13 protein-coding genes and 1 tRNA gene are annotated in these 14,471 nt (G+C 61.9%); 9 read left to right on the top strand and 5 right to left on the bottom strand.

All coding sequences use genetic code 11. The features are described from left to right. Window positions 1-10: 10 nt before the first annotated feature. The 3 genes from mutY to mutM all read right to left on the bottom strand — a co-directional run bounded on the left by mutY (window position 11) and on the right by mutM (window position 4,015). Window positions 11-1,153: an A/G-specific adenine glycosylase gene (gene mutY / locus Q7T64_RS03100; protein ID WP_304790982.1), complete on the bottom strand. Its 1,143-nt coding sequence runs from the start codon at window positions 1,151-1,153 to the stop codon at window positions 11-13. A 2-nt stretch (window positions 1,154-1,155) separates the two neighbouring features. Beyond that, on the bottom strand, window positions 1,156-3,093 hold the full coding sequence (locus Q7T64_RS03095; RefSeq protein ID WP_304790978.1) for a dynamin family protein: 1,938 nt from the start codon (window positions 3,091-3,093) through the stop codon (window positions 1,156-1,158). Between the two features lie 100 nt (window positions 3,094-3,193). Then, a complete protein-coding gene (gene mutM, locus Q7T64_RS03090; protein WP_304790974.1) occupies window positions 3,194-4,015 on the bottom strand; it encodes a bifunctional DNA-formamidopyrimidine glycosylase/DNA-(apurinic or apyrimidinic site) lyase in 822 nt (273 codons plus the stop codon). 123 nt (window positions 4,016-4,138) lie between these two features. On the opposite strand from mutM, the gene Q7T64_RS03085 reads away from it, so the two are divergent. The 7 genes from Q7T64_RS03085 to pth all read left to right on the top strand — a co-directional run bounded on the left by Q7T64_RS03085 (window position 4,139) and on the right by pth (window position 10,323). Further along, entirely contained in the window at window positions 4,139-6,025 is a 1,887-nt protein-coding gene (locus tag Q7T64_RS03085) for a tetratricopeptide repeat protein (RefSeq protein WP_370653245.1), read from the top strand. 44 nt (window positions 6,026-6,069) lie between these two features. Then, entirely contained in the window at window positions 6,070-6,705 is a 636-nt protein-coding gene (gene lolB / locus Q7T64_RS03080; protein ID WP_304790968.1) for a lipoprotein insertase outer membrane protein LolB, read from the top strand. Continuing rightward, window positions 6,702-7,556: a 4-(cytidine 5'-diphospho)-2-C-methyl-D-erythritol kinase gene (gene ispE / locus Q7T64_RS03075; RefSeq protein ID WP_304790965.1), complete on the top strand. Its 855-nt coding sequence runs from the start codon at window positions 6,702-6,704 to the stop codon at window positions 7,554-7,556. Before lolB ends, ispE begins: the two co-directional genes overlap by 4 nt. A gap of 70 nt (window positions 7,557-7,626) precedes the next feature. Then, window positions 7,627-7,703, top strand: a tRNA-Gln gene (locus Q7T64_RS03070). Window positions 7,704-7,826: 123 nt separating this feature from the next. Beyond that, complete coding sequence (locus Q7T64_RS03065; protein ID WP_304790962.1) at window positions 7,827-8,777, top strand: ribose-phosphate pyrophosphokinase; 951 nt, start codon at window positions 7,827-7,829, stop codon at window positions 8,775-8,777. A gap of 187 nt (window positions 8,778-8,964) precedes the next feature. Then, window positions 8,965-9,579: a 50S ribosomal protein L25/general stress protein Ctc gene (locus Q7T64_RS03060; RefSeq protein WP_304790958.1), complete on the top strand. Its 615-nt coding sequence runs from the start codon at window positions 8,965-8,967 to the stop codon at window positions 9,577-9,579. 159 nt (window positions 9,580-9,738) lie between these two features. Continuing rightward, window positions 9,739-10,323 carry an aminoacyl-tRNA hydrolase gene (gene pth, locus Q7T64_RS03055; RefSeq protein ID WP_304790955.1) on the top strand — a complete coding sequence of 195 codons (585 nt, stop codon included), beginning with the start codon at window positions 9,739-9,741 and terminating at the stop codon, window positions 10,321-10,323. 75 nt (window positions 10,324-10,398) lie between these two features. On the opposite strand, the gene Q7T64_RS03050 is transcribed toward pth, so the two are convergent. Together Q7T64_RS03050 and Q7T64_RS03045 are read right to left on the bottom strand one after the other, a co-directional pair. Continuing rightward, a complete protein-coding gene (locus Q7T64_RS03050) occupies window positions 10,399-11,370 on the bottom strand; it encodes a tripartite tricarboxylate transporter substrate binding protein (protein ID WP_304790953.1) in 972 nt (323 codons plus the stop codon). A gap of 96 nt (window positions 11,371-11,466) precedes the next feature. After that, on the bottom strand, window positions 11,467-12,129 hold the full coding sequence (locus Q7T64_RS03045) for a flavin reductase family protein (protein WP_304790951.1): 663 nt from the start codon (window positions 12,127-12,129) through the stop codon (window positions 11,467-11,469). Window positions 12,130-12,301: 172 nt separating this feature from the next. On the opposite strand from Q7T64_RS03045, the gene Q7T64_RS03040 reads away from it, so the two are divergent. Both Q7T64_RS03040 and ychF read left to right on the top strand, forming a co-directional pair. Beyond that, entirely contained in the window at window positions 12,302-13,111 is an 810-nt protein-coding gene (locus tag Q7T64_RS03040) for an IclR family transcriptional regulator (protein ID WP_304790949.1), read from the top strand. A 236-nt stretch (window positions 13,112-13,347) separates the two neighbouring features. Then, entirely contained in the window at window positions 13,348-14,439 is a 1,092-nt protein-coding gene (gene ychF / locus Q7T64_RS03035; protein WP_304790947.1) for a redox-regulated ATPase YchF, read from the top strand. The last annotated feature ends 32 nt before the right edge of the window (window positions 14,440-14,471 follow it).

Genomic DNA, 14,471 nt, shown 5'->3' with positions numbered 1-14,471 from the left:
TGTGCGTGCGTCAGTCCATGCCGGCAAGCCTGGGCTCGACCAGCAAGCGCATCAGCAGTTTCCTGACCGGCGCCGGCAAGGGCGCAGCGGCCAGCGAGTCGGCACGATGCCATGAAAAAGCCGATGGCTCCGCCGCCATCACATGCCGTTCGCCCACGCGCACCAGCCACGGCCTGATATGCAAGGTGAAGTGGGTGAAGCCATGCGACAGCCGATCCAGCGGATCTGCCCGCAGCACCGTGCCGAATCCGGCGGCAGCACTGGCAACGGCATCGCTCGCGTCCCCGGGCAGGTCCACACCGGGCAATTCGGGCAAGGACAACAGCCCACCCCAGATACCGCTCGGCCCGCGCTGCTCCAGCAGTACTTCATCGCCGCACAGCGCAATGATCATCTCGGTCTGCCTTTGCGGCACAGGCTTGCTCGGTTTGCGCGCCGGCAGTTGCGCCACCCGCGCCGAGCCGTGGGCGACACAGCTTGGCCGGAACGGGCAAGCATCGCACTTTGGCCGGCTCCTGGTGCACACGGTGGCGCCGAGATCCATCAGGCCCTGCGTGTAGGCCTGGATGTGGCGCTCGGGCAGCAAGGCTTGCGCGCGCGCCCACAGCAGGTTTTCAACCGCCTTTTCGCCCGGAAAGCCGTCAATGCCGAACACCCGGCAGAACACGCGCTTGACGTTGCCGTCCAAAATCGCAGCGCGCTCGGCAAACGCAAAGGCGGCAATCGCCGCCGCCGTCGAACGGCCGATACCGGGCAGTGTCGCCAGCGTCGCCGCGGACGCCGGAAAAGCGCCACCATGTTGGTCCCGAACGAGTTGCGCGCACCGGTGGAGATTGCGCGCCCTGGAGTAATAGCCCAGCCCGCTCCACAAGCCCATGACGGCGGCAAGCTCGGCATCGGCCAGGGAGCGGACTGTCGGAAACCGTTCCAGGAAACGTAAATAGTAGGGAATCACGGCAGCTACTTGCGTCTGCTGCAGCATGATCTCGGACAGCCAGATCCGGTACGGGTCAGACGTGCCCTGCCACGGCAGGCCATGCCGGCCATGCTGTTGCTGCCATGCGATTACCTGCCCGGCAAAACCCGGGACGGCGAGTGATTCATCGGCGATCCTGGCTTCGGCTGCTGCCTTGTGCATTGCCCGTGGCTTCATGCTCAGGCCGCATTGCGCAGCGGAGCGAGATCCGAGGCAATCGCAAGCTCCAGCGCATGTTCGGCCGCTTCCAGGCTGCGGACCTGCTGTTGGACTTGCTGTTGCATGACATCCAGCGCCTGTATCTTCTCTTCCAGGTCGTCGCTTGCGGCATGAATCCGCGCCACCGACAGCCGACGTTGCTTGAGCTGCTTGCGGTGCTCGCGCATTTGCGCCTCCAGCGGCGTCATGACGACTTTCAACCAGGCCTCCAGATCGCGGTTCGCCAGCAAGTAGGTGTGCTTGACGCGCGATGCGATGGAATCGAAAAATTGTTGCATCAGCACCACTTGCGAAGTCGTCAGCATCGCCGTCGGACTGAACTGCTTCTGGTAAATCGCTTCGGCGGCCCGGATCTGCCCGACGTAAGCCTGCATCGAAAATGCCATTGGCGCTGCCAGCACCATGCCATGCTCAGCCGAAAAACGGCGATACATCACCAGCATCATGTTGGATATTTCATCGATTTTTTCCGCCGCCGCCGTCAGGTTGCCGGTCGCAATGTCAAAGAAATTGCGTACCGCGTCCCGCATGCCGGCCGAAAAAATGCTGCGGTCCATCGCCTCACGCACGGCGACGATCTCGCCCTTGATCACTTCCATCCCGAGATGCTGGAATACTTCCGCAGACAGCCGGCTGAACACCGCACGCGTGCCATGCAGCTTGACCAGGCTCTGGTCGAATTCCCCACGCTCCAGGTCGATGCGCGCCATCATGTGATGCACGATATTCTGGTTCTTTCCGCGCAGGCTCTTCAGGTCCATCAGTTGCTCTCTGATGCTGCGTATCCGGCCGCCCAGCAAGGCTTCACGCAGCTCCCTGATGGCCGCCAGGTCGGGCTGCATCCGCGAGCGCGCAATCTCCTGCCGTGCCGGTATCAACTCCGAGGAAAGCGCTGCTTCAAGCGCAGGAATGCCCGAGCGCGCGAGCAAGGCCGGATCGTCATTGATCCGGGCAACCAGGCCTTTTTTCGCCGACACCGGAAACACCTGCGCCGGCCTCACGGACAGGCCTTGCGCCACCGAATGCAACTGGCTTGCGATCTGCTGCCCGACCTGCTCGGGCGTGCGTAATTCATCCCACAGGCTGTCGACCTTGTTCATCACGACCAGCCGGCCAGGGCCGGCGCCGACATGCTGGCGCCACACTTCGGCATCGCTTCTGGTCACGCCGGTGTCCGCACCCACCACGAACAACACGGCATCGGCGCCGGGAATCAGGTTCAGCGTCAGTTCGGGTTCGGTGCCAATCGCATTCAGGCCGGGCGTATCGACAATCACCAGCCCCTGACGCAACAACGGATGCGGGAAATTGACGATCGCATGGCGCCAGCGGGAAATATCGACCATGCCGTCTGCACCGACGGCCTGCGCCATGTCCGGGTCATCGTCGCGGTAAAGGCCGTAACGGCGGGCGTCTTCCACCGATACCCGCTTGGTCGTGCTCACCTGGCGAAACGCTTCCAGCATGCCGTCGCTGGACGCGATATCGAGCGGCGCGACCTCCCAGGCCTCGGGCCGCGCGCGCAGGTCGCTGGTCGATTCCGGCTGCGCCCGGGTTTCGATCGGCAACAGCCGGATCGACGGCGGCAGCGTCTCGTCGTACATCAGTTCGGTCGGGCACATTGTGGTGCGCCCGGCTGAAGACGGCAGGATGCGCCGGCCGTAGCCAGCGAAAAATATCGCATTGATCAGTTCGGACTTGCCGCGCGAGAATTCGGCGACGAAGGCTACCACCAGCTTGTCTTCCGACAGTCTTGCATTGGCAAGGTCGAGCCGCCGCGCAAGTGCCGGATCCAGCAGGCCTGCCGCGCTGGCTGCGGCACGGTATTGCACAAGGGCTTGCGACACCGACGAACGCCAACCACTGTATTGCTGAAAACTCTGCACCAGGCTATTCACATTTTCCTCATTGCCAACATCGCGGCCCGATGTTCTTGACTGCTCGCCAACGCGAGCCGGTTGCCTTGCGGCATATCAACAGGCACGTTAGCACCCGACCCTATTTTTGACAATTCAGGCAGTAGAAGGTGGATCGCTGTCCCTGGCGGATCTGGCGGATGGCCGAGCCGCAGCGCAGGCAGGGCTGGCCGGTCCGGTCGTAGACAAAATAGCTTTGCTGGAAGTAGCCGGCACGGCCATCGGCGCCGACAAAATCGCGCAGGGTGCTGCCGCCCTTCTCTATGGAAGCCGCCAATATCCGGCGCACGGCGGCAACCAGCCGCTCATACCGCGCCAACCCGATGCGGCGCCCGGGCGTGGTCGGATTGATGCCCGCCTCGAACAAACTTTCGGATGCATAAATATTGCCGACGCCCACCACGATGTCGCCGGCCAGCAACAGCTGCTTGATCGGCGCGCTGCGGTTCCTTGTGCTTTTATACAGGTGTGCGGCGGTAAAACCTGCCTCGAACGGCTCCACGCCCAGGCTGCGCAGCAGCAGGTGGTTGTCGACTTCGCCCTCTTCGGCTGCATGCCACAAGACCGCACCGAAGCGCCTGGGATCGTTCAGGCGCAAGCTTGTTTCGCCCATTACCAGCTCGAAGTGGTCGTGCAAGCGAACTGCAGACAAGGCGGGAAGCACGCGCAGGCTGCCTGACATGCCGAGATGGACGACCAGGGTGCCATGGTCGAAGTGGAGCAAAAGGTATTTGCCGCGGCGGCCGGTCCTGCGCAAGGTAGTTTGCAGCAAGGTTTCCCGCAGCCCCGGCGGAAAAGGCCAGCGCAAGCCGGCATGCCGCAGCAGCACATCGGTAACGACGCGCCCCTCGACATGCGGCGCGACACCGCGACGGGTTACTTCGACTTCTGGCAGTTCTGGCATTCGAATACGACCATATCAACGTGCAATACGACAATCGGCAACAAAATACGAAGCCGGCAGGCCACACCCAGTGGGCTGCTTGGGCGTAAAATCAATCTTTGCCCTCCCGTAAAGAGTCTGCCGGTGACGAAATTGTTGCTCATTCTAACGCTGCCAGCTTTGCTGGGAGCCTGCACCAGCGCATCCGCCGTCACGAACCCGGCGCCGGCGGCATTTGCACCAGGCAAGCCGGTACAAATGGGTGCGAACCCGGTTGCGCCCGGCTCCTCTGCACCGAACAAGATTGCACAGGGGCAAGCCGTCACGATCATCGCGCAGCAAGCAACGACGCCGGCGAAGCCGCGGCGCACTCCAGCCAAGGCGAAAGAGCCGAGCGCTGAGGAAGCATTGCCATCGGCGCCGCTGACCGGCGATGTGATGGTCAGGTTCCTCGCCGCAGAAATTGCCAACCAGCGTGGCGGCTGGCAGGCGGCTTACGTGAACATGCTTTCACTTGCCCAGCAAACCCGCGATCCCCGCATTGCCCGCCGCGCCGCAGAAATCGCCCTGAACGCGCGACAGGCGCCGGAGGCGCTGGCAGCGGTGCGCCTGTGGCGGCAATTATCCCCGGCCTCGGATGAAGCAAACCAGTTTTACCTGGGACTGGTGATGCTTGGCGACAAGCTCGACGAGGCGCAAGCGCTGCTGCAACAAAAACTGGAAGAGACACGGCCAGCAATGCTCGGCACGACAATCATGCAGATTCAGCGCCTGGTAGCTCGGGCTCGCAACAAGCCAGCGGCTTTCAATCTGCTGGAGACGCTGTTTGCGCCCTACGACGAAGTGCCCGAAGCGCATATGGCGCTGGCGCTGCAAGCCACGTCGATGGGCAATAATGGCCGCGCAGCCCAGGAGGCGCGCCGCGCACTCGCACTGAACCCCGGCTCCGAGCTGGCCATCCTGACCCTGGCCCAGGCCCTGCCGGCAAAAGAACAATCGCAGCAAGTCATTGCCGATTTCCTGCGCGCAAATCCGAATGCGCGGGAAGTCCGGCTGGCGTACGCCCGCACGCTGGTCGAGCAAAAACAATATGAAGCGGCGCGCGCGCAGTTTCGCCTGCTGCTTGAATCCAAGCCAAAAGACCTGACCGTGCTCTACGCGCTGGGCCTGCTCGGCACGCAGAGCAACGACCTGGCGGGGGCCGAAAGATACCTGCAGACCTACCTGCAGGTCATGGCCGAGAGTCCGGATGACGAACGCGATTCAACCCAGGCACTGTTGATCCTGTCGCAAATCGCGGAACAGCGAAATGACCTTCCCGGCGCGCTGAAATGGCTGGACCAGATCGACCCGACGACACAGGCCGCCTACATCAACGCCCAGGTGAAACGGGCGCAGTTGCTGGCCAAATCCGGCCAGCTGCCGGCAGCGCGCGCCGCACTGCGCGAAGCCCGGGTCGAGAACGAGGAAGACCGCGTGCAATTGCTGATTGCAGAAGGCCAGATTTTGCGCAATGCCGAGCTGCCGAAAGAAGGCATGGCCGTGCTGGAAGCCGGGCTGAAGCAATTCCCCGACAACCCCGAGCTGCTGTACGACTACGCATTGCTGGCTGAAAAACTGGACCGGCTGGATGTGATGGAAACCGCGCTACGCAAGGTGATCAGCATATCGCCCGGCAACCAGCATGCCTACAACGCGCTGGGCTACTCGCTGGCGGAACGAAACATACGGCTGGAAGAGGCTTACTCCCTGATCGCAAAGGCATTGAGCCTGGCGCCCGACGACCCCTTCATCATGGATAGCATGGGATGGGTCCAGTTCCGGCTCGGCCGCTTGAAAGAGGCAGAAGCATTGCTGCGCAAAGCCTATTCGATCCGGCCCGATCCGGAAATTGCGGTCCACCTGGGCGAAGTGCTATGGGTGATCGGCATGCAGGACGATGCCCGCAAATTCTGGCGCGATGCCAGCACCAAGGACCCGAAGAACGATACCTTGCGCACGACGCTGGCGCGCTTGCAGGTGCGGCTCTGATTTCGGTCGCTGAACACAAGCCCGCTTCCCGAATGGCTGCCCGAATGCACGCCCTTGCCCGGCTGGTTCCGGCTTTGGCGCTGCTGGCGGCGCTCGGCGCCTGCTCGCTGGCGCCGGTGCGGCCCGTGACAGAACAGCAAGTCCAGGCCAAGCGCGTCTACCGTGAAACGATCGATATCGGTGGCAGGCTGTCGGTGCGTTACCAGCAGCAAGGCGAGCAACTGCTCAACGGCAGTTTCACCTGGGCCCAGCGGCCCGACAATACCCAGGTAAGCCTGCTGTCCCCCTTCGGACAAGAGGTGGCGCGCATCGGCATTACCCCGGCACAGGCGGTCTTCCAGCGCGCCGGCCAGACGCCACAGACCGCAATTGACGTCGATGCGCTGGCAGCGCGCGCACTGGGCTGGCCCTTGCCAGTGAGCGGCTTGCGCTCATGGCTGCAAGGCTTTGTGTCAACCGTGGATGGCAAGCCGATTGCCGCCAACCCCGCCGCCGAAACCGCGCTCACCAGCATCGATGGCTGGCGCGTGATCTATAGCAGTTGGGCGGAAGATGACTCGACCGCCGCGCTGCGTCCGCGTCGCATCGACCTGAGCCGCCGGACAGAAGAAGCCGGCGAGGTGGAAATCCGCATCGTGATCGATGCCTGGCAACCGATGGGCCGGGACGCGGCGCAATGACTGCAAGCCTCACCGCTTGCATGGCGCCGGCCAAGCTGAACTTGTTCCTCCATGTGGTGGGACGACGCCCTGACGGCTATCACTTGCTGCAATCGGTTTTCCAGTTGCTCGACGTCGGCGACACACTCGACTTTGCAGTGCGCCCGGATACTCGCGTGCAGCGCCTGTCCTCCCTCGCCGGCGTGGCCGCGGAAGATGACCTCGTCGTGCGTGCCGCCCGGCTGTTGCAGGCCGCTACCGGCGTGCAGTCGGGCGCCGACATTTCAGTGGTCAAACGACTGCCGATGGGCGGCGGGCTGGGCGGTGGATCTTCGGACGCCGCCACCACGCTGATTGCACTGAACCATTTGTGGAACACCCGGCTGTCGCGCGACCAGCTGATGCAACTGGGTGGCCAGCTCGGCGCCGATGTGCCTTTTTTCATCTTCGGCCAGAACGCATTTGTCGAAGGCATCGGCGAACGGATGACGCCGGTCGTCGCCCCGGATGCCTGGTTCGTGGTGGTCGAACCCGGCGTGGCGGTGCCGACGCCGACGATCTTTCGCTCCCCGGAATTGACACGCGACACGAAAATGGTCACAATATCGGACTTTTCCAGAGCACCAGCAAGCTTTGGAAAAAACGACCTGCAAGCTGTCGTCACCGACATGTTCCCTGCTGTAGCCATGGCGCTGGACGCCCTGGGCAAGTTCGGCGAGGCGAGGATGACCGGCTCTGGTTCATGCGTTTTTTGCGCCTTCACATGTGAAGGCGATGCCGATCAGGCAATCGCAGCGCTTGGTGGCGCGTGGCGAGCCTGGAAAGCAAAAGGCATGGACCGGCACCCGATGTCGCAGTTGATTGAGTCGTGACCGAATTCGTTCGGCCTGCATGGAAGAAATTGCCCGCAAGGGCAGCAGCAGTCCGGACAGCAAGTTGTGTAGGGGAATCGCCAAGCTGGTTAAGGCACTGGATTTTGATTCCAGCATTCCAAGGTTCGAATCCTTGTTCCCCTGCCATTTAAATGAGAAGCCCATGACCAGCCGCCACTACGAGACCCAAACGTCCTGTATTGGCGGCTTTTCAAACTGGCTTCTGAATTCCTGAATCCTGAATTCGTAACAAAGCTCCAGGTACCCCCAATGGCAATCGAAAACCTGATGGTTTTTACCGGTAACGCAAATCCGGAACTCGCAGCGGGGGTCTCCAGGCAGTTGGGCATCCCGTTGGGCAAAGCGCTCGTTTCCCGCTTCTCGGATGGCGAGATCGTGGTCGAGATCAACGAGAATGTCCGCGGCAAGGACGTCGTGGTGCTGCAATCCACCTGTGCGCCGACCAACGACCACCTGATGGAAATCATGTTGATGGTCGATGCGCTCAAGCGCGCCTCCGCTGGTCGCATCACGGCGGCAATCCCGTACTTCGGATATGCCCGCCAGGATCGCCGCCCGCGTTCGGCCCGCGTGGCCATTTCAGCCAAGGTCGTGGCCAACATGTTGCAGGAAGCCGGCGTCGACCGCGTGCTGATCATGGATTTGCATGCCGACCAGATCCAGGGCTTCTTCGATATCCCGGTTGATAACATTTACGCCTCGCCGATCCTGTTGAGCGACCTGGTCAGCAAGAAATACGACGACCTGCTGGTGGTGTCGCCCGACGTTGGTGGCGTGGTACGTGCCCGCGCCCTTGCCAAGCGGCTCGACTGCGACCTGGCAATCATCGACAAGCGGCGGCCGAAAGCCAATGTGTCCGAAGTGATGAACATCATCGGCGAAGTCGAAGGCCGCAACTGCGTGATCATGGACGACATGGTCGACACCGCCGGTACGCTGACCAAGGCTGCCGAAGTGCTCAAGGAGCGCGGCGCCAAGAAAGTCATCGCGTACTGCACCCATCCGGTATTGTCCGGCCCGGCGATCGAGCGCATTTCCACCTCGCCGCTGGACGAGCTGGTGGTCACCGATACGATTCCGCTGTCGGCTGCCGCGCGCAACTGCCCGAAAATCCGGCAATTGTCCTGCGCCAGCCTGTTGGCAGAGACCTTGAAGCGCATTACGAAGGGCGACTCGGTCATGTCGCTGTTCATCGACTGAAGATCAACTGGCTTCGGCCCGACGCCGACGCTACAGCGGCTCGGTACCGGCCTGGCATCACCGGGCCAGGTCTTCGGCTCAGGATTTACAGATTTATTGAGCGCAGCCTCGGCTGCGCCTTTCTGGCCCCCTGGTCGCGGGGGGCCACAACAGCAAGGCAATGCCTTGCATTTACTGGAGTAATGTCATGAAAGTAGTTGCATACAAGCGCGATGAACAGGGGACTGGAGCGAGCCGCCGCCTGCGCAAAGCCGGCATGGTACCGGGCATCGTCTACGGTGGCGCAGATGCGCCGGTTTCGATCAAGCTCGACCACAATGCGATGTTCCACGCATTGAAGAAAGAGACCTTCCATTCATCCATCCTCGAAATGGACATCGATGGCAAGGTGCAGCAGGTTTTGCTGCGCGACTTCCAGATGCACGCCTTCAAGGCCCTGGTGATGCACGCCGACTTCCAGCGCGTCGATGCCAGCCAGAAGATCCACGTCAAGGTGCCGCTGCACTTCATCAACGCCGACGTTTCGCCAGCCGTCAAGCTGAGCGCTGCCGTGATCAGCCACGTGATGGCCGACCTCGACATCAGCTGCCTGCCGAAAGACCTGCCTGAATTCATCGAAGTCGACCTGTCGACGATGGAAGCCGGCCAGTCGCTGCACCTGTCGAAGGTCAAACTGCCTGCAGGCGTGACCGCAGTGCTGCATGGCCAGGACGATCCGACCATTGCCACCGCCGCCATCCCGGCCGGTAAAGTCGGCGATGCTGCCGCCGGTGAAGCCGCCGAAGGCGAAGCCAAGAAGTAAGACTGCCGCCGCTGGCGCAGTACAAGAAGCCCGCCCGCAAGGCGGGTTTTTTGTGTCTAATGCGTTTTACTTTCCCTGCATTGCAATTTCGAATCTGCATTTTGCATTTTGTATTTTGAATTTTTTACTCCGCCACGAACCTGATCGGGCCTTGCGCACATGTCCATCCGCCTGATAGTCGGCCTCGGCAACCCCGGGCCGGAATATGAACAGACCCGGCACAATGCCGGCTTCTGGCTGGTCGACCGACTGGCCGCCAAGCTGGGGGCGCCACTGTCCCGGGAAACGCGCTACCAGGCGCTGGCCGGGCGCGCTCGCGTGGGCACGGCCGAAGTGTGGCTGCTGGAGCCGCAGACCTACATGAACCGGTCCGGCCAATCCGTCGGCGCACTGACCCGCTTCTTCAAGATCACGCCGGAAGAAGTGCTGGTCGTGCATGATGAACTGGACCTGCCGCCGGGTGCGGCAAAGATGAAAAAAGGCGGCTCGGCGGCCGGCCACAATGGCTTGAAGGACATCACCGCCGCGCTCGGCAGCCAGGACTACTGGCGGCTGCGGCTGGGCATTGGCCACCCGCGCGAACTTGGACTGCAACAGCCGGTGGTGGACTTCGTGCTGCACCGGCCGCGCAAGGACGAGCAAGAAGCGATCGAGCACGCCATCGACAACAGCATCGACATCGTGCCCCTGCTGTGCGAAGGCAAATTCGAAGCAGCCATGATGCAACTGCATTCGGCGCGCTGAAGGCAGCGGGCCTTGACGCCTGTGCGTCGGGCCGGGCGGCTGTTGTGTGCCGCCTGGCCCACGAAGCCCGGGCGATTATTCGGGAACGATTTTGGCAATGGTCGTGATTTTCTTCCACATTGCCGCTTCGCTCTCGATGTAGCGGGCGAATTCCGGCTGCGTCGTGATGAATACTTCACCACCCGCCGTTTCTACCTGCTCCTTTTCAGCTTCCGCACCCTTCTTCGCCATCCTGTTGAGGAAAGCGACCGCTTCAGGCGGCGTGCCCTTGCGTACCCACAGTCCGCTCCAGCTGCCGACGTCATAGCCCGGCAAGCCGGCTTCGGCTGCGGTCATCAGGTCCGGCAATACTTTCAGGCGCGTCTTTCCGGTCGCGGCCAACGCGACCACCCGGCCATCCTTGACCCGCGACAGCACATTGAAGATGTCGATGAACATCACGTCGACGTGGCCACCAAGCAGGTCGGTCAGGGCCGCCGTCGCGCCCTTGTACGGGACATGCAGCAATTTCGTCCCCGTCATTTCCTGGAATAGCTCCATGCCGATGCGGCCAGCCGATGTGCCCGCCCCAAAGCTGATCTTGCCGGGCTGGCGTTTGGCCAGCTCGGTCAATTCCGCCAGCGACTTGATGCCCAGGCCGGGACGCGCCACGATCAGCGACGGCAACTTGCGGGTGCCGCTCACAGGAATGAAATCCTGCAAAGGATCGTAAGGCAGGTTCTTCATCAGGAACAGGTTGGCGATATGGGCATTGGAGGTGGCCAGGACGGTATAGCCGTCCGCCGGCGCACGATTGACTTCACCGGTTCCGACCGAACCGACCGCACCCGGACGGTTTTCAACCACGGCAGTTTGTCCGCTGGCTGCCGTGATCTGCTGGGCGATTGCGCGGGCATTCAAATCGGTGCCGGTTCCGGCCGCCCAGGGCACGACGATACGGACGGGCTTGGATGGAAAGGCATTGGCTTGCGCCAATGCCGGCAGGGTGCATGTGGCCAGCGCCAGCAGCACTGCCCGCTTGAGCCAGTCCTTGGGGGTGAATCGCATGTCGTCTCCTTGATTTGATTTATAGGTTTGCTGCTGACAGGACGGATTGCTTGATTACACAGGTTCGATGCTCAATCCTTGTTGCTGGATGCTGGATTACGGGTGCTTGACCTCGTGCATGAAAGGCACGCTGTCAAAGCCGCTGAAGCTGGGCGACACCACCTCGAATTTCGAGTCCACGGTGATGTAGTCGAGATATCCGATCCGCGCCAGCGGCTTGATCTTCATGATGTCCAGCATGCCCTCGGCGGAGACGAATTCTTCCTTGATGTGCACGCCCATCACTTCGCCGATGAACAAATAGGTGTTCGCTTCCGGCGTATTGCCCGGCAAGAAAACATGCTGCCTGAGCTTGCATTCGAAATGGACCGGCGAGCCGGCAACCCGCCTGGGGCGTACCAGCGTCGAGCCAAGGCTGGGAATGCCGAGCGCCTCGAATTCGTCCACCCCCGGCGGCATGTCCTGCGAGGTGGATACCACCCATTGGCGCAAGTCGTAGGTCGCCATGTTCCACACGAATTCGCCGTTGGCCAGGATGTTTGCCGCCGTGTCCTTCAACGAGCCATCCTTTCGGCAATTGACAGCGATCGAAACCATCGGCGGATCCCAGCTGACGTTCTGGAACTGGCTGTACGGCGCAAGATTGTGCTTGCCGTCGTCGCTCACGGTGGATATCCAGCCAATCGGCCGTGGCACGCAACAGGACTTGAACGGGTTGTAGGGAAGGCCGCTGCTGCTGACGCCGGGCTGGTAGAACACTGTCACTCTCCTCTTTGCTGACTGCTGCCGGATGGCTTGGACATTCAATGTAGTACCATCGGCCGCAGCAATCGAATGGTGTTTCGATATTCCGTACAATTCAACGCCAATCAACACCGGAAAATCGATGCGAAAGACACCAGCGGCTGGCCGCCGGCCCATGGAGTTGTCAATGACGCAGCAGAAAGAACACGCCGTTTCCCGGGTGCTTCCCGCCGACCTGGCACATGCCGGCGACAAGCAGTTCGCCACCACGCTGGCGCGCGGCCTGCACTTGCTGAAATGCTTTTCGCCCGACCGCCCCACGCTGGCCAACAAGGACCTTTGCCAGTTGCTGGGCTTGCCAAAGGGCACCGTGTCGCGCCTGACCTATACGCTGTGCCAGCTCGGCTACCTGCGCCAGGCAAGCGGCTCGGCGCGTTTCGAGCTTGGTTCGGCCACCGTATCGCTGGGTTATCCGCTGTTGGCGAACATGCGCCTGCGGCAAGATGCGCGCCCTGCCATGAATGCGCTGGCGGATTACGCCCGCGCGTCGGTGTCGATGGGAATCCGCGACCGGCTCAATATTGTTTTCATTGAATCCAGCCGCAGCCGCCGGGCGCGGTCCTCACGCACGGCCGACATTGGCCTGTCGTACCCGATTGCGGCCACGGCAATCGGCTGGGCGTGGCTGGCGGCCTGCGACGCGCAGGAAAGGCAAGCGGCAATCAATGAAATCCGGATCAAGGAGCCGGCGCAATGGGAGCAGCACGAAAAGAACCTGCTGCTGGGAATGGCGCAATATCGCGACATGGGTTTTTGCGCCTCGTTCGGCGATTTGCGGCCGGAAATCGTGGCGGTCGCCGCACCCTATCCGCACCGGGTGAATGGCAGGATCGTGGTGTTCAACTGCGCCATGCACGTCAGCCGGTGCACACCGGAACAAGCCAACAATGACATCGGCCCGCGCCTGCTGGAGATGCTGGCGGGCCTGCCGGCCTGAGCACGCTTGCGGATGTCAGTCCATCTGCAACGCCGGGCCCAAAACCAGGCATGAAGTCAGGAACAAGGCCGGCACGCTGGAGAAGCAACGGGTGCAGAGGTACAATACCGCCTTTCCCGGCAATCAACTCGCGCGCGCGTTTCGCGCCGTCGCCTTCCTGCCGTAATTTCCCGCACTGTCCCGTAGCCAGCCAATCCCGCCGGGCCTTGCAGGTGCACTGATTTCAAAGGAATCCCATGAGTCTCAAATGCGGCATCGTCGGCCTGCCCAATGTTGGCAAGTCCACTCTGTTCAACGCGCTGACCAAAGCCGGCATCGCCGCCGAAAATTATCCGTTCTGCACGATCGAGCCCAATGTCGGCATCGTCGAAGTGCCAGACCCCAGGCTCGATGCGCTGTCGGCCATCGTCAAGCCTGAACGGGTAGTGCCTGCCACGGTCGAGTTCGTCGACATCGCCGGCCTGGTCGCCGGCGCTTCCAAGGGCGAAGGCCTGGGCAACCAGTTCCTGGCCCATGTGCGCGAGACCGACGCCATCGTCAATGTGGTGCGCTGTTTTGTCGATGACAACGTGATCCACGTCGCCGGGCGCGTGAGCCCGCTCGACGATATCGAAGTGATCCAGACCGAGCTGGCGCTGGCCGACCTGGGCACGGTGGAAAAAGCGCTGCACCGCGAACAAAAGAAAGGCCGCTCCGGCGACAAGGACGCGCTCAAGCTGGTCACGGTGCTGGAGCGCATCACGCCGCATCTGAATGAAGCCAAACCAGTGCGTTCACTCGGCCTGGATGAAGAAGAATTGGCGCTGATCAAGCCACTGTGCCTGATCACCGCCAAGCCGGCGATGTATGTCGCCAACGTCTCCGACAGCGGCTTCACCGACAATCCCTTGCTGGACCAGTTGGCTACCTATGCCGAGTCGCAAGGCGCACCGATGGTCGCCATCTGCGCGTCAATGGAAGCCGAGATTGCCGACCTCGACGACGAGGACAAGCAAGCCTTCCTTACCGACATGGGCCTGCAGGAAGCCGGCCTGAACCGCCTGATCCGCGCCGCCTACAAGCTGCTCGGCCTGCAAACCTATTTCACGGCCGGCGTAAAAGAAGTGCGGGCGTGGACCATCCACCAGGGCGACACCGCACCACAGGCAGCCGGCGTCATCCATACGGACTTTGAACGCGGCTTCATCCGCGCGCAGACCATTGCGTTCGACGACTTCATTACGTACAAGGGTGAACAAGGCGCCAAGGAAGCGGGCAAGATGCGCGCCGAGGGGAAAGAGTATGTGGTGAAGGATGGGGATGTGTTGAACTTCTTGTTCAACGTCTGATTTGCAACTGATGTGGTGCCGCCAGCCTCCCC

The organism is Lacisediminimonas sp., from assembly GCF_030645335.1.
Classification (GTDB): domain Bacteria; phylum Pseudomonadota; class Gammaproteobacteria; order Burkholderiales; family Burkholderiaceae_D; genus Lacisediminimonas.
This window is presented reverse-complemented; position numbering and strand designations above follow the sequence as displayed.